Raw genomic sequence first — 16,295 nt, 5'->3', positions numbered from 1 at the left:
CCGTGAAAACCGGCATGGCGCAGAATATATATTGTAATTGAATCGATTCAGCTACCCGGTTTGATGACACAGCAAAAAAGTGAGAGTGAAATGTCATTCAGACTGCGGATAGAATTTTGAAAATGCTGATCGGATTAACGGCGTGCAGGGGGGAAACTTGACGGTTCGACGCAGGCAAGACGCGGCTTTTTTGAAAAGTGTGATGAGAATCGCCTTATTGGTCAGTCGGCGATGGCCGGGTTTACTCGCGATACAATTCAGAGGATCGTGCCGGGAAAGCTGTTTCCTTCCGGGAAACAACTGTTATACTGTTTCCCGGAAGGAAACAAGGAGTGTTAGCCGTGATCAAAAGCTGGAAGCATAAGGGATTGCAAAAACTGTTCGAAACAGGAAATCCCAGTGGTGTGCAGGCCAAAGATGCCGAACGGATCAGAACGCGTCTGCTGGTTCTTGACGAAGCCCTGTCGGTAGAAGAATTCAGAAACTACCCTGGCTTCAGGTTCCATCCGCTGAAAGGCGACAGGCAGTATCTTTACGCCATTACTGTTCGTGCCAACTGGCGTATCACTTTCGAGTTCAGAGACGGTGATGCTTACATACTTAATCTGGAGGACTACCACTAATGGCTATGATGACCCCCCCGCATCCCGGCAGCCTGATTACCGAGTATCTTGAGGACTATAACGTCAGCCTGCGGACGCTGGCCGGAAACCTCGGGGTATCCCCCTCGGCGTTGAGCAAAGCGGCGGCAGGAAAAACCGCTATTACCCCTGAAATGGCGGTACGACTGGAAGCCGGGCTGGGCATTGCGGCCCGTCTCTGGCTGGCGATGCAGGCAACGTACGATATTAGCCGGGTCCGCGAAACGATTGATATCACGCAGGTCGTGCCCGCCTGCTATGACGAAACCGATGGTCAGCCAGTGAAGACCTGTGGATGATGACCTGAACCTGGCCTCATTACGCTCTTCACCGGCATCAGCACTCTTCATGCTAGTCGCATGATGCCCGGTTACGGATTGGTCACCGGGTCCTGCTCATCAGTCGGGCCTGCCTCCTCCGGCGGTGACATTGTCGCCCGGCGCAAGGTGCCGACCAGGCTTGCCAGCACCAGCGCTACGCCTGCGGCCACCGCGCCAAATGACAGTACGCTCACCACTGGCGTAAACAGCTTACCTAACACGCCTAATCCCAGAGCACCGACAGAATCCCCGGTTACATCCTGCGCGGTGCCCAGACTGTTCACGCGACCGAGCAAAGCGTCAGGGGTATGGTGTTGAATCAGCATATATTGCAGCAGCGAAGCGATCGCGTTGCAGTAGCCATACACCACCAGTGCCAGCAGGGCCGGGATAAAGTGGCTGTAAAGCCCCAGTGAGGCAATGGCCAGAAACGCGCAGGTGGCGCTGATCAGGACCAGCACACCTGGACGGGCATAACCCGGTACCCAGCCGCTGGTAAAGGCGCCAATCATGGCCCCCAGCGGCACGGCGGAATACATCAGACCAATCGCCGAAGCGTCAGCGTGATAGCTGATAGCCAGCGCCGGGAACAGAATACGCACCGCGCCGACGATGCTCACCAGCATGCCCAGCAGCACCACGGAACCCACCACCTTCTGCTGGCAGACAAACTGAACGCCGCTGGCCAGGGCGCGCAGCGGATGCTCCGGCTCCTGCACTTCCGGCTTCATCGACGGCAGACGCACCAGCGGGATTAACGTTGCCAGCGTACCGACAGCCGCCACGGCAAAGGCCCAGCCCACGCCGCCCGCCACAATAATCACCCCGCCAATGGCCGGGGAGAGGATAGCCCCGAGACGTACGGTCACCATACTCAGCGCACCGGCCGCGCCGAGGTTCTCACGCCCGACCAGCAGCGGGATCACCGCCATTAATGCCGTCATCCCCAACGCCCCGAAGAAACCGTCCCAGGCGGCCAGCAAATATAGTGCCCACAAAGAGGGTTCCGGCAGAAACGCATTCAGACTGAGGGCCGCGAAGCCGATGCCGCAGGTACCACGGGCAAACAGAATCAGCTTACGACGATCGAGGCGGTCTGCGAGGATGCCACCCAGCATCAATCCGATAAACATACCGATGCCATCCAGCATCACGGCCACACCCACCTGAAGCGTGGAGCCTGTCATGGCCTGGATCTGAATCGGTACGCCGACTGCCAGCATACCGAGTGAGAACACGGACAGCATGCGGGCACAAAAGATGGCGCGGAAATGGGCGTTATTTTTCAGCAGGCTGAAATCAAGCAGAATGGAGGGCTTTGCCATGAGTATCCATGTAGTTAATAGGGCTCAATGCCTGGCGGCCGGAATGCTGTCCGGTGCGGCGCGTAAGGATGCCGATGTTTTTCTGGCGGGGCGCATGGTAACATATTTGGTTAGTAACGTTAATGATAATAATACTCATATTCATTTGCATATGAAGAGGATCTCTCAGGGATGTCATTGCAGCAAGCTTCCCCCCCATCTGCTCCGTTGTCGCAAGGCCTTTCGCGCAGCGCGGGTGTCATCATCTGTCTGATATTACTGACGGCGGTCAGCCTGGCGAGTCTGATGCTTGGGGCCAAACCCATCGCGCCTGCCCTGGTGTGGCAGAGTCTGTCCGGCCAGATCACTAACGCCGATAGCATCATTATTCTCAATGCCCGTCTGCCGCGTACGCTGGCCGGGATCCTCGTAGGCCTGGCGCTGGGCGGCGCAGGGGCGGTGATCCAGGCACTGACGCGTAATCCGCTGGCAGACCCCGGCATTCTCGGCGTCAATGCCGGGGCCAGCTTCGCGATGGCGATTGGCATTACCCTGTTTGGCGTCAGCGGCATGGCAGGCTGGCTTGGCTTTGCCTGGGGCGGCGCGCTGATTGCCAGCATGGCGGTCTGGGCGATTGGCACACTGAGCGGTGGCCGGGTCAATCCGGTACGGTTGACGCTGGCCGGGGTGGCACTGAGTGCGGTATTGGGCGGGCTGACTTCGTCGCTGTCGCTGCTTAATCCGCAGACCTTTGACCAGCTGCGCTTCTGGCAGGCGGGAACGCTGGATATCCGTTCCTCAGCGAACCTGATGCTGGTGGCCCCGGCGATAGTCGTCGGCGCGGTGCTGGCACTCGCGGCATCGCGTTCACTGAACAGTCTCAGTATGGGTGAAGACATTGCCGCCGCGCTCGGCACCCGGGTGCTGCTGGTGCGCCTGCTGGCGCTGCTGTCGGTGATGCTGCTGTGTGGATCGGCCACGGCGCTGGTGGGGCCCATTGGTTTTGTTGGCCTGATGGTGCCCCATGTTGCGCGCTGGTGGGTGGGGGCCGACCAGCGCTGGATCCTGATTTATTCGTTTCTCATGGCCCCGGTGCTGTTGCTGACCGCCGATATTGCCGGGCGTTTTATGGCACAGGGTGAGCTGCGGGTGTCGATTGTCACCGCATTGATCGGTGCGCCAGTCTTAATCTGGTTAGTCCGTAGCCGCAAACATTAAGGATGACAGGATGCACAGTAAAACCTTACTGATCGGCCGTGCTGACGGCTGGCTCAATCTGCGCCTGGCGTCCCGGGTGCTGTGGGCGAACCTGACGCTGATCGTTCTCGCTGCACTGCTGGCGCTGTTTGCGCTGTGCTACGGCACGCTGAGCATCAGCCCGGGGCAGGTGTGGCAGGCGTTGCAGGGGGAAGGGCCTCGCGGATTTATGACCGTTATCGCACAGTGGCGTGCACCGCGTGCGGTGATGGCGCTGGTGCTGGGGGCGGGCCTTGGCGTCAGCGGGGCGATCTTCCAGTCGGCGATCCGAAACCCGCTCGGCAGCCCGGATGTGGTGGGTTTTAATACCGGGGCGTTTACCGGGGCGCTGGTGATGATTATCGGCTTTGGCGGCAGCTACTATCAGATTGCCGCCGGAGCGCTGGTGGGCGGTATTGGTTCGGCGGCGCTGGTTTATCTGCTGGCGTGGCGCCAGGGGATTGTGGGTTTCCGCCTGATTATTGTCGGGATTGGCGTGGGCGCGGTGTTGTCGGCGCTCAATACCTGGCTGATTGTCAGCGCCTCGCTGGAGAGTGCCATGAGTGCTGCGCTGTGGGGGGCGGGATCGCTTAACGGCATCACCTGGGCGAAAGGGCAGCCTGCGCTGCTGCTGGTGCCACTGACCATTATGGTGTCGCTGGCGCTCAGCCGCCGTTTGCAACTGATGGAAATGGGCGACGACAGTGCGCGGGCGCTGGGGGTGAATGCTGAGTCCAGCCGTCTGTGGCTGATGCTGTGCGGCATTATTCTCACGGCAATTGCCACCGCCAGCGCCGGGCCGATTGCCTTTATTGCGCTGGCCGCGCCGCAGATTGCCCGCCGCCTGACCGGTGCCAGCGCGGTGCCGCTTTTTTCCGCCGCCACCACCGGGGCGCTGTTGTTGCTGACGGCCGATGTGATCGCTCAGCATGCGTTTAACGGGGTACAACTGCCGGTGGGGGCTGTTACCGTCAGCATCGGTGGTGTTTATCTCATCTGGTTACTTATCAGGGAGTCACGACGTTGATCATGGATACTTCTTTATCCCCCCGTCTTCAGGCCGCTGGCGTGACGCTGGCCTACGATCAAAAAGTGATCGCCAGTGAGCTTAGCGTGCAGATCCCCGACCGCCAGTTTACGGTGATTATTGGCCCTAACGCCTGCGGCAAGTCAACGCTGTTACGCGCCCTGTGCCGCCTGCTGAAACCGCGTAGCGGGCAGGTGCTGCTTGATGGTCATGATATTCATCAGATGGGCACCAAAGCGCTTGCCCGCCAGCTGGGTCTGTTGCCACAGCATGCGATTGTCCCGGAGGGGATCAGCGTGGCCGATCTGGTGGCACGTGGACGCTATCCACATCAGAGCTTACTGAAGCAGTGGAGTGAAGCCGACCGTGAGGCGGTGGCGGCGGCAATGCAGGCCACCAACATCAGTGAACTGGCCGCGCGCAGCGTGGATGAACTGTCCGGCGGCCAGCGTCAGCGCGTGTGGGTGGCGATGGTGCTGGCGCAGCAGACGCCGCTGCTGTTACTGGATGAACCGACCACCTGGCTGGATATCGCCCACCAGATTGAGCTGCTGGATCTGTTCCGTCAGTTAAATCAGGAGCACGGGCATACGCTGGTGGCGGTGCTGCATGATCTGAATCAGGCCTGTCGTTACGCCGACCACTTAATCGTGATGAAGGAAGGGCAGATTATCGCCCAGGGTAAACCCGCTGAGATTGTGGATGCACAGCTGGTGCGGCAGGTGTTTGGCATGAGTAGCGTGGTGATTGACGATCCGGTATCACATACACCGATGATCGTGCCGTGCGGGCGTTATCATCAGCCTTTACAGGGATCGTTGTAGGGGTGAGGCACGCCTCGTCCGGTGCGGAATAACAAGGGTCGGGCATGCCCGACCCCTACGGGTATTGTTCCAGGGGCGAGGCACGCCTCGTCCGGTGCGGAATAACAAGGATCGGGTATGCCCGACCCCTACGGGTATCGCTGTAGGGGCGAGGCACGCCTCGTCCGGTGCGAAATAACAAGGATCGGGCATGCCCGACCCCTACGGGTATTGTTCCAGGGGTGAGGCACGCCTCGTCCGGTGCGGAATAACAAGGGTCGGGCATGCCCGACCCCTACGGGTATTGCTGCAGGGGCGAGGCACGCCTCGTCCGGTGCGGAATAACAAGGGTCGGGCATGCCCGACCCCTACGGGTATTGTTCCAGGGGTGAGGCACGCCTCGTCCGGTGCGGAATAACAAGGGTCGGGCATGCCCGACCCCTACGGGTATTGTTCCAGGGGTGAGGCACGCCTCGCCCGGTGCGGAATAACAAGGATCGGGCATGCCCGACCCCTACGGGTATTGCTGCAGGGGCGAGGCACGCCTCGCCCGGTGCGGAATAACAAGGGTCGCGCATGCCCGACCCCTACGGGTATTGCTGTAGGGGCGAGGCACGCCTCGCCCGCTGCGGGGCGGTCCCCCTTCTTTACGCCAGGTCCTGGCACGCCTCCATCAGCCCAGCCAGCAATGGCCCCAGCGTCACCAGCGTTTCCGGTGACAGGATATCCATATGCTCGCAGGCCAGTTCGTGGATCTGCACTTGCTGAAGATAAGGCGCCCAGCTGTCTTTCACATCCATTCCCTCAGGCAGGGTATTTTTCGCCACAAACAGCGTGGCCTGCCCTTCAAAGCGTGGTGTCCTGGCGGTACTCAGGCGCTCAACCGCATCGGCATAGTTTGCGACGATAGTGCTGAACATTTCCGCCTTCTCTGCCAGTAACAGCGCATCGTCATCAGTGGAGGCCATAAACTCGGCCTCCTCGCGCGCCATTTCGGCACGCGCATCCTCTTCCGACGGGCTGGTCCAGTCCTGGCCTTCCGGCGGATAGGTATCCAGCAGCCCGAGGAAGTTCACCTGTTCTCCCTGCTGTTGCAAACGTGCCGCAATACCGTGGGCGAGGGTGCCGCCCAGCGAGTAGCCCAGTAAGTGATACGGACCGTGCGGCTGAATGCTGCGCAGCGTCGCCAGATGGCGTTCGCACATTTCATCCACACTTGCGCAGCGGGCAATCACGCCGTTCGGGCGTGGCGATTGCAGGCCAACAATCGGGAAATTGCCCCCGAGATGACGCATCATGCCGGAGTACTGCCAGGCAAAGCCGGAAGCCGGGTGAATACAGAACAGCACCGGTCCTGTACCGCTGCGGAACGGCAGGCTTTCGCCGTTGGCACGGTTGTCCGCGTTCACGCCACGCGCGCTGTCATCCAGCAGGCGTGCCATGTTTTCCACGCTACGTGCGGCCATGATCTGCCCGATAGAGAGCGGTTGTGGCAGGCGACGGCGCAGCTCGGCGGCCAGGCGCATCGCCAGCAGCGAGTGCCCCCCCAGCGCGAAGAAGTCATCATCGGCATAGACCGTGTCACGCGCCAGCAGGCTGGAGAACAAGGTCACCAGCAGTTGCTCATGCAGGCCCTCTGGTGGACGACCTTCAGACTGCGGCGTCTGCGGCAACGGCAGGGACTTACGGTCCAGCTTGCCGTTAGCGCTGAGCGGGAAGTGGTCCGTCAGCACATAGCTGACGGGCAGCATATGCGCCGGTAAGCGCTGTGCCACTTGCTGATGCACAACGGCGGTATCCAGTGTGACACCGGGCTGTGCGATCAGCCACGCCACCAGCTGACGCGCATCGGCACCCACGGATGCCACACTGCCCAGTTCACGGGCGGCCACAACGGTCTGTGCCACGCCATCAACGGTTAACAATGCCTGTTCAATTTCGCCCAGCTCAATACGCTGCCCACGAATTTTCAGCTGATCGTCACTGCGTCCCAGATACTCAACGGCCCCGTTCTCCAGCCAGCGGGCAATATCCCCGGTACGGTACATCCGTTCACCGTCGGCAAACGGGTCGGCGACGAAGCGTTGCGACGTCAGGTCGGCGCGATACAGATAGCCGTCTGCCAGCTGCACGCCGCACAGGTAGAGATCGCCCGCCACGCCGAGCGGCACCGGGCGCAGCAGCCCGTCGAGGATGCGCAGTTCCGTGTTCCACACCGGGTAACCAATCGGCAAGCCTGCGCCGCTGCATTGTCGCAAGCTTTCGCCGCTGGCCGGATGGTATGTGACATCAACGGCGGCTTCGGTTGGGCCATAGAGGTTGTGCAGCGGTGCCGCGATCAGCGCCTCATAGCTGGCGGCCAGATCGCAGGAGAGGGCTTCACCGCTACAGAACACGCGTTGCAGGCTGTGGCACCCTTTGTCGCTGCCGTCACGGCTTTCCAGCGCGGTGACCCACGCGGCGAGCATCGAAGGCACAAAGTGCATTGTCGTCACGGAATAATCTTCAATCAGCTGTACCAGCGCATCCGGATCGCGATGGGCTTCCGGCGGTGCCATCAGTAACTGAGCACCGACCATCAGCGGCCAGAAGAACTCCCACACGGAGACGTCGAAGCTGCACGGTGTTTTCTGCAACACCACGTCATTCGCCTCCATCGGGTATTCATCCTGCATCCACCACAGGCGGTTAACAATCGCCTGCTGACCGACCACCACGCCTTTCGGGCGCCCGGTCGATCCGGAGGTATACAGCACATACGCCGGACGCTGTGGATCTGCGGCAGGCAACGGATGCGTCGGCTGACGCTGTTCGTCTTCCAGCCGATCAAAGGCCAGAATCCGCCCCATCACTGCAAAGCGTGCGGCTAAGGTGCTTTCACTGATAATCAGGCGTGGACGGGAGTCCTCCACCATCAGCGCAAGACGGTCGTCCGGATAACCGGTATCCAGCGGCAGCCAGGCGGCACCGGCCTGTAGAATGGCGGTCAGTGCCAGGCTCAGGCGTACCGAACGCGGCAGGGCAACGGCAACGATATCACCCGGTTGTACCCCGGCCTCAATCAGACGGTCGGCCAGCAGACGTGCCTGCTGCTGCATCTGGCGATAGGTCAGACGATGCTCGCTGTCCAGCAGGGCCAGCGCGTCTGGCGTGCGGTTAACCTGCTGTTCAATGGCCCCTTGCAGCGTGCCTGCGGCCACCGGGTAAGCGGTGTTATTGATGCTGGCAATCAGCGCCTGTTCGTCAGGGGTTTGCAGCTGCCAGCGTGCCAGCGGCAGGTCGGGCTGCGCCACCAACTGGGCAATCAGCATCAGCAGGCGCTCAGCAAAGCGTTGCGGATGTGGCACCGCATCGCGGTACTCCATCAGCAGATGCAGACGCTTACCCGGCAGCACCAGCAGGGTAAGCGGATAGTGGGTGTAACCCCGGTTGCCGATATGGTCGCAGCACAGGCCATTGTGGCCCTGCAACAGATCGGCGTTATCCGGGTAGTTTTCCACCACCAGCAGAGTGTCAAACAGCGTACCGCTGCCGGCCAGTTGTTGGATCTCACCCAGGCCGAGATCGTCATGTTCGATCAGCTGGATCTGCTGAGCCTGGTGATCGGCCAGCTGATCGAGTAGCGGACGCTGGCTGTCGAAACGCACGCGCACAGGCAGGGTGTTACTGAACAGGCCAACGTGCTGCTCCTGGCCGTCAATCTGGCCGAAGCGACCGGAAACCGGTGAACCAAACACCACGTCCTGGTGGCCGCTTTCAATCGCCAGCTGCATTCCCCAGATGCCCTGCATCACGCTGTTCAGCGTCAGGCCACGGCTGCGGCACAGTGCCAGCAGGCCGCGTTCCAGCTCGGGTTCCAGTACCAGGTCCAGGTCGTGCACCGGACCGTTATGGGTATCGTCACCAAACAGCAGCGTGGGACGCAAATCCTGCAACACCTGTTGCCACAGCTGGCGGGAGGCGTTGGCATCACGCGAGGTTAACTGACGCACGATATCCGCGTAGCTGAAGCGGTGCGGCGTCAGGGCCTGCGGGCCGTGGTACAGCGCGGTAAACAGATCGCCTAAGATCACCGGCGTTGACCAGCCATCCACCACCAGGTGATGGGCATTCAGCATCAGTGTAAAGCGCTCGCTGTCAGCATGCTGCACCAGCAGTGCATGCAGCATCACCGGCTGGCTGAACAGATCCCGTGCCAGCTCGCGTTTCTCCAGCGCCAGTAACGCCTCGGTTTCTTCAGCGGCTGACAGGGCAGGGAGTACGTGGCGATCCAGCGTCCAGAGCGACTGTTCCTGCGGGAGAGCCGGGATCAGTTGTAACGGCTGTAGCGCCTGTTCACTGTCAAAGCGGGCCGCCAGCTGCGGATGGTGACGGACCACCGCATCCAGTGCGGCACGCAGGCGATTCTCATCCAGCGCACCGCTAAAGCTCAGGCGCGTCAGTGAGTTATAGCTGCCGCTGCTGTCGGCGGTGGCGGCATGGAACAGCAACCCTTTTTGCAGCGGTAGCAGCGGCAGAACAGCGGCCAGCGGGCCATGACGCTCACCCAGCTGAACGACATCCTGCTGGCTGACTCCGTCAATGGCGACCTCGGCGGCCACTAAGGTATCCGCCGCTTCCTGTGGATGACGATGGGCGAAATCGCTCAGCGCATCGCAGGCACCGGCCAGCGCCAGGTGCAGGGCATCAATATCCTGCTCGCTGAATACCCCATTCAGCCAGCCCCAGTTAACCGCCAGCTGCGGCAGCGCGCCGGTTTCATCCACGAAGATATTAATTTCCAGGCTGTGCAGCTGCGGCATGTCAGGTGACTGATGTACCGCAAAGGCATCGCGGAAATGTTTACGCGTCCGCTGTGGCGTCCACAGGCCCTCTGCGGCACTGAAACGCCCGAGGTAGTTAAACAGCACTTCCGGCGCATGCTGCTGTGCCAGCGGCTGTAACTGGGTGGAACGCACCGCATCGAGATAGCGCAGCTGGCCGTAGCCAACGCCACGATCCGGCACGGCACGCAGCACACTTTTGACCGCGCGCAGGGCATCGCGCAGGCTGCCGCTATCGCCTTCATCCAGCGTGACCAGCAACGGGTACTCTGCGGTCAGCCAGCCAACGGTGCGGGCCAAATCATGGTCACCCGCCAGTTCGGCGCGGCCATGCGATTCCAGGGTGTAGCGCAGCTGGCTGACCTTAAAGCGGTCGATCAGCGCCAGTGACAGTGCGCACAGCAGCGTCTCTTCCACGCTGGCACGATACTGCTGCGGCAGCGTGCTCAGCAGCGCCTGGGTCTGCGCCCCGTCGAGCAGCGTACGCTTCTCTTTCAGTTCGCTGTGGGTATCCTGCGGATGCAGCGCCCGCTGGCCGAGCAGCGGCACCGGATGCTGCAACATGCTCTGCCAGAAAGGCAGCTCAGCGGCACGACGGGAGACGTTGCTTAACAGCGCAGCGGACCAGTCATGCAGTGATGTCTCTTCCGGCGGCAGGGTCAGCGGGGTGCCGCTGATGGCGGCCTCCGCTGCCTGACGCAGTTCATCCAGCAGTACACGCCAGGACACACCGTCCACCACCAGGTGATGGATCACCAGCACCAGGCCAAAGGCCCGCTCGTTCTGCTGGAGCAGCGTGGCCTGCATCATCACGCCGTTCTCCGGGTCGAGGCGGGTGACGGCGGCGTCGAAGGCATCTTCTGCGCAGGCTTCCGGGGCATCATGCAGCGGCTGGGCGGTGACCCAGCGGGTAAATCCGGCAGGACGAGGTTCACCCACCACCAGCTGCCCGTCACGGGTAAAGGCGGCCAGCGCCGGGTGTGCGCGGCTCAGCGTGGTCAGTGCCTGCTCAAGGTGAGCACGCTGCAATGCCTCAGGGACCTGCAGGAACACGCCGTGCGCAAAGCGCTGATTAATGCCGCCATGTTCGTTAAACCATTGCAGGATGGGTAAGCCGCTGATGGCACCGTGCTGCGCCACGTTATTGACGGCGGTGCGGGTGGTCAGCAGGGGCATATTTTGTGCCATACGTGCCGGGGTACGCTGGGCGAAGATATCGCGCGGACGCAGCAGATAACCCGCACGGCGGGCGGCCGTGCCCAGCCCCATCGCGGAAATACTGTCCCCGCCCAGCGCGAAGAAATCATCGTCAGCGCCGACGCGTTCCATTCCCAGCAGGTCAGCAACGGCCTGGCAGATCAGGGTTTCCTGTGCGCCCTGCGGCTCGCGTCCGGGTTTAAATGCCACCTGCTGCGGCTCAGGCAGGGCCTGGCGGTCAATTTTGCCGTTCACGTTCAGCGGCAGTTCATCCATCACCACCAGGATTGCGGGCACCATGTAGTCGGGCAGGGTGACTGCCAGTTTCGCCAGCAGTTTTGCGGATAACTGATCGTCGGCACGCAGGGCATCGTCATACACCGAGCAGTAGCCAATCAGGCGGTTGGTGGCACCGATAGGCTGAGCAATCACCACGGCGGTGCTGACCTCATCCAGCGCCACCAGCGCATTTTCCACTTCGCCCAGCTCAATACGGAAACCACGCACCTTGATCTGGTGGTCAACGCGGCCGATAAAGGCCAGCTGACCATCGCTGCGCCAGCGCATCAGATCGCCGCTGCGGTACATCACTTCCCCCTCCAGGAACGGGTTAGCGACAAAACGGGCGGCGGTCAGATCCGGGCGACGCAGGTAGCCACGGGCAATCCCGGTACCGGAAATGTACAGCTCGCCCACACAGCCGACCGGAACCGGACGCAGTTTGCTGTCCAGCAGCCACACCTGGGTGTTACCGACCGGGCGGCCAATCACCGGCTGGTCAGAGACCATCACGCTGGCACCCAGGGTATCGATGGTGTACTCAGACGGGCCGTAATAGTTATGGATCTCCAGCTCCGGGTGCTGCTGCATCAGCTTCCACAGCGTTGGCGTCGCCGCCTCACCGCCGATCATCACAAACGCCGGACGATGGCTTTCCGGCTCAAACAGTCCGGCATCAATCATCTGTGAGAAGAAGGACGGGGTGATATCCAGCAGGTCAACCGGCACCTGTTTCATCTTCTGCAACAGCGCCCAGGCATCGCGGCGCAGTTCTTCGTCGAAGATATTCAGCTCGCAGCCCATCATCATGCAGAACAGCGGTTCCCATGAGGAGTCGAAAGAGAAGGAGGCGGTGTGTCCGGTGCGCATACGGCGCGGCTGGCTGCGATGGAAGCGCTCAATCGCCGGGCCGAACAGGTTAGCCTGATGGGAAAGAAACAGGTTGAGCAGTCCGGCGTGAGTACTCATCACGCCTTTCGGGCGCCCGGTGGAACCGGAGGTGTAGATCATATACGCCAGGTGTTCACCACGCTGGGCAACACGGCGCTCGCTGTCGCTCACCGGGGTGGCAACGTGCGCATCACAGACGGCCCGTACGGCAGCATCATCAATACAGAGATACTCACCGTCCGGCATCTGGGCCACGGTGCTGCTGTGCGTCAGCAGCAGCTGCGGTTGCGCGTCATCGCACATCAGCGCCAGACGCTCACGCGGGTAGTCGAGGTCCAGCGGCATATAGGCGGCACCGCTGGCCAGCACACCGAAGATCGCCACCAGCGAATCAACGGAGCGCGGGATACCAATAGCCACCACGTCTTCGGCACCCAGGCCGCGCGCAATCAGCTCGCGAGCCAGCTGCATGGCACGGGCAGAAAGCTGGCCGTAGGTCAGGCTGATATCGCCGCAGGCCACGGCGACCGCATCCGGCTGCGCGTCCACCTGGCGCTGTAACATTGCCAGAATCGACACCACACCTTCCGGCGGCGTGACGCTGATCCCCTGAGACCAGCGGGTAATTTGCTGCTGTTCATCGTCGGCAATCAGCGCCAGGCGGGAGAGCGCTTGCTGTGGCTGCTGCGCCAGCTGGTTTGCCAGGAACGCAATGCGTTCACCGTGCCAGGCCAGCGTTTGCGCATCATATTTCTCGGCGTTGGCGACCAGCGTGACCTGCAACTGGCCGCGCTGGAAGCCGATTTCAAACTCCAGATCGTCCACCGGACCCATGGCCAGGGTGTGGCTGATGGCATCAATGCCGTCAAAGGACAGACTGTCGTGATAGACCTTCAGGTTGATCACCGGGCCATACAGCGACTGGCTGCTGCCGACCAGACCGAGGTCACGGCGCAGTTGTTCTGCCTCGTAACGTTGATGGCGGCGAACCTGTTTAATCTCGCTCTGTAAGGCCCGGCTGATATCGGCCAGCGTCATGCTGTCTTCAATATCCAGCAGCAGCGGCAGAACGTTGACAACCGGGCCGGTGGCGGCCAGCGCGGCGGAACCCATGCGGCGCATAAACGGGAAACCAATGCTCAGGCGGGATTCACCGCTGATGCGTGCCAGATAGGCGACCAGCAGGGCGCTGGCAATTTCTGCCGGGGCGTTCTCCTGCAAATCAGGCTGAAGGGTCAGCGCCGCCAGCAGCGCCGGGGGCAGGGTCACCTGTTGTTTTAACGGTGCGCCGTGGGCGCTGGCGGGGAAGGTTTCGCTGGAGAGTGAAATTGCCGTCGGGAAGTGCTCTGCGTGCTGTTGCCAGAACAGGGCGGCACGTTCACAGGCGGGTGAATGCTGCCAGGCCTGATACTCAGCGACCACTTCGCCAAAGGAGATAAACGGCGATGCCGCCGGTGTTTCACCCGCACGCAGCGCCTGATAGATCGCTGCCACGCGGCGTGTCAGGGCCTCAAAGCTGAAGCCGTCGAGCATCAGATGGTGGTAGCGCTGATACCAGAACCAGCGATCGTCACTCACGCGGATCATCAGCTGGCGGTACAGCGGGCGGGCACCGTCTGCGGGCAGATCGGCGGCCAGATCGGCCTGCATCAGGTCGTGCGCGGCCTGCACGGCATCGCTGCGTGGGCTGAAATCAACCCATTCAACAGGCTGTACCTGTTCTGGGGTACGCGTATGAGGGAGTCGCTGCACGGCGCTGCCGTCATCAGAAAGGCCAAAGGTGGCCTGCACGGTATCGGCTTCGGACATCGCCTGGCGGATCGCTCTATCCAGCATCGGGCGGTCAATATCGCCATGCAGTTCACTGTAGTGGGCAACGGCAAAGGTGTTTCTTGCGCTGGCGATCTGATCGGCGATCCAGATCCCCGGCTGCGCCGCAACCAGCGGATATTCGGTAAATTCGGCCTGTATTTCAGGCATGATCTGAGCTTCTGACACGGTGGCAATTCCTGTCGTAAGAGGTAAAAACTGATCCCGTAGGGGCGACCTTTTTTCCGGTCGACCCGGGCTGGCTAACCTGCCGTTTTCAGCACGGCGGGGCGCATGTCGTGCCAGTTTTCTTCGATGTAACGAATACATTCGGCGCGGGTATCCGGGCCGCTCACGGCCTTCCAGCCAGCAGGAACGTCGGAAAACGCTGGCCACAGGCTGTATTGCTGGCGTGCATTGAGCAGCACCAGGAAGTCGAGGGTTTCATCGTCGAAGGGATTTTGTTGTTCGGTCATGTTAATTACCTGTCTTTCCAGAATAGGGAGGTGTAATAAAGTCGGCGAGTAGCCAGCGTAAGCCGTCCAGCAGCCCGCCGCGCCAGCACAGGGCATCATGCCCGCCGGAGAAAATTCGGAAATTAATGTCATGCCCGCCCGGGAGCAGCGCCTGACGCATCTGTTGGTTAACCCAGGCCATATCGGCTTCGCGATCGCCCGCTTCCTGGAAGATCTTTAAGCGGCTGGCCGGCAGTACACCCTTGATCGCCTGCCCGGTCAGCCAGCCCATCTCCTGCTCACCGGCTTCGGAAAAGTGGGTGACCAGGCGGACGTTTGGCCACCAGAAGGAGCCAGACTGGCTGAGGATGCGGCCAAAGCGCCCGGGCCAGTGCAGCCCGGCATACATCGCCGCCAGGCCGCCGTAACTTTGCCCGGCGACCACGGTACGGTCGGCCTCTTCACTGAATTCCACACGGCTGCGCGCCAGCGGCAGCAATTCCTGCTGCACCGCCTGCCAGAATTCAGCATTGCAGGGCAGCTCTTTTTCGCGCCAGTCACCGTTAATCACATCAATCAACAGCCAGCAGGCGGCGGGCAGATGGCCGCTGTCGGTTTCGGCATGCAGCGCGGAATAAAGCGGTTGTCCGTCTGCCCAGTTCTGTCCATCCAGCAGAATCACCAGCGGGCGCTGCTCTGGGGTCGCTGTACTGCCCGTGGTATAGAGCCAGATACGGCGCTGATTCCCCAGCAGGGCGCTGTCCCAGGTAAACTGTTGCAGCTGGTGGTTATCGGGGTGTATCGGCTGTCCGCTGTCCAGCGCGTGCCACGCAGACTGGTCCGGCGCCGCGGGCATATGCGCGGCCGACAGCGCGTGCCCGCGGCTGTTGAGGTGGGCACAGCTGCGATTTAACGGGTCGGCAATCGCCAGCGGGAACAGAGATATCCACCATTCGCGCTGTTGTTTGCGGCGTGTGTCGTCATCGGTGCTAAAAGCGGGGGGGAGTTGCTCAGCGTTTACCGGGATCAGGCTGTAACTGCCACGCCAGTGCTCATCAATCTCCGTTGACCAGTGCCAGACATCGGTTCCCGCCAGGCGTTGCAAACTTTGCGGCTGCGGGCTGTGGTGGTCGGTCACGCAGTTAATATCCACATAAACCTGATGTATTGCAGAGCGGGTTTCGTCACCTGCCGGGTCACGCCAGAAATAGTTCATCCGGACTGTTCCTTCAGCAAAGGCTTCAACCAGTGGCGTGCCATGTTGCGCAATGTGCTGCCACCAGCTCTCTTCACCCACGTTATCGGCGGCCAGCAGCTGTGCCGCATGACCTGCGGGCTGACGCATCGGCCATAATGTGTGCCGTGTTGTCACGATAATTTTCCTTAATTTACATTTAATTACTTAAAAGGAGGGACTTTAATCTCTCTTACAGTAAATGACGCTAATACAAATAGTATTGAGAATAGTTTGCATTTGCAATAAGATGCGTCGCAACTTTCTTAAGGGCCT

The 16,295-nt window shown here is 61.1% G+C and carries 9 protein-coding genes; 5 read left to right on the top strand and 4 right to left on the bottom strand.

The window, feature by feature from the left end; translation table 11 throughout:
- Positions 1–341: 341 nt before the first annotated feature.
- Entirely contained in the window at positions 342–623 is a 282-nt protein-coding gene (locus tag FY046_RS05120) for a type II toxin-antitoxin system RelE/ParE family toxin (protein WP_133843476.1), read from the top strand.
- Positions 623–940, top strand: a complete 318-nt coding sequence (locus tag FY046_RS05115) for a HigA family addiction module antitoxin (RefSeq protein ID WP_133843073.1) — start codon at positions 623–625, stop codon at positions 938–940. Before FY046_RS05120 ends, FY046_RS05115 begins: the two co-directional genes overlap by 1 nt.
- Positions 941–1,011: 71 nt before the next feature.
- Here FY046_RS05115 and entS read toward each other — a convergent pair whose 3' ends face one another.
- Positions 1,012–2,286, bottom strand: coding sequence for an enterobactin transporter EntS (gene entS, locus FY046_RS05110; protein WP_167864444.1), 1,275 nt, complete (start codon positions 2,284–2,286; stop codon positions 1,012–1,014).
- A gap of 171 nt (positions 2,287–2,457) precedes the next feature.
- On the opposite strand from entS, the gene fepD reads away from it, so the two are divergent.
- Genes fepD through FY046_RS05095 form a run of 3 tightly spaced genes read left to right on the top strand, consistent with a single transcriptional unit; the run spans position 2,458 to position 5,352 of the window.
- Complete coding sequence (gene fepD / locus FY046_RS05105) at positions 2,458–3,483, top strand: Fe(3+)-siderophore ABC transporter permease (protein WP_167864445.1); 1,026 nt, start codon at positions 2,458–2,460, stop codon at positions 3,481–3,483.
- 10 nt (positions 3,484–3,493) lie between these two features.
- Positions 3,494–4,528: an iron-enterobactin ABC transporter permease gene (gene fepG, locus FY046_RS05100; RefSeq protein WP_133843079.1), complete on the top strand. Its 1,035-nt coding sequence runs from the start codon at positions 3,494–3,496 to the stop codon at positions 4,526–4,528.
- Positions 4,529–4,530: 2 nt separating this feature from the next.
- Positions 4,531–5,352 carry an ABC transporter ATP-binding protein gene (locus FY046_RS05095; protein WP_133843081.1) on the top strand — a complete coding sequence of 274 codons (822 nt, stop codon included), beginning with the start codon at positions 4,531–4,533 and terminating at the stop codon, positions 5,350–5,352.
- Between the two features lie 626 nt (positions 5,353–5,978).
- Here the strand turns inward: FY046_RS05095 and FY046_RS05090 are convergent.
- From FY046_RS05090 to fes, 3 genes are all read right to left on the bottom strand, one after another.
- The gene (locus tag FY046_RS05090; RefSeq protein WP_446185831.1) at positions 5,979–14,501 is read right to left on the bottom strand and encodes an amino acid adenylation domain-containing protein; all 8,523 of its coding nucleotides are present in this window, start codon (positions 14,499–14,501) and stop codon (positions 5,979–5,981) included.
- 92 nt (positions 14,502–14,593) lie between these two features.
- Positions 14,594–14,806, bottom strand: coding sequence for an MbtH family protein (locus tag FY046_RS05085; RefSeq protein WP_133843085.1), 213 nt, complete (start codon positions 14,804–14,806; stop codon positions 14,594–14,596).
- A gap of 1 nt (position 14,807) precedes the next feature.
- On the bottom strand, positions 14,808–16,130 hold the full coding sequence (gene fes / locus FY046_RS05080; RefSeq protein ID WP_446185944.1) for an enterochelin esterase: 1,323 nt from the start codon (positions 16,128–16,130) through the stop codon (positions 14,808–14,810).
- Between the last annotated feature and the right edge of the window lie 165 nt (positions 16,131–16,295).

Source organism: Erwinia sp. 1181_3 (genome assembly GCF_052824965.1).
Note: the sequence above shows the minus strand (reverse complement) of the source record. Positions and strands in the feature narration are given on the sequence as shown.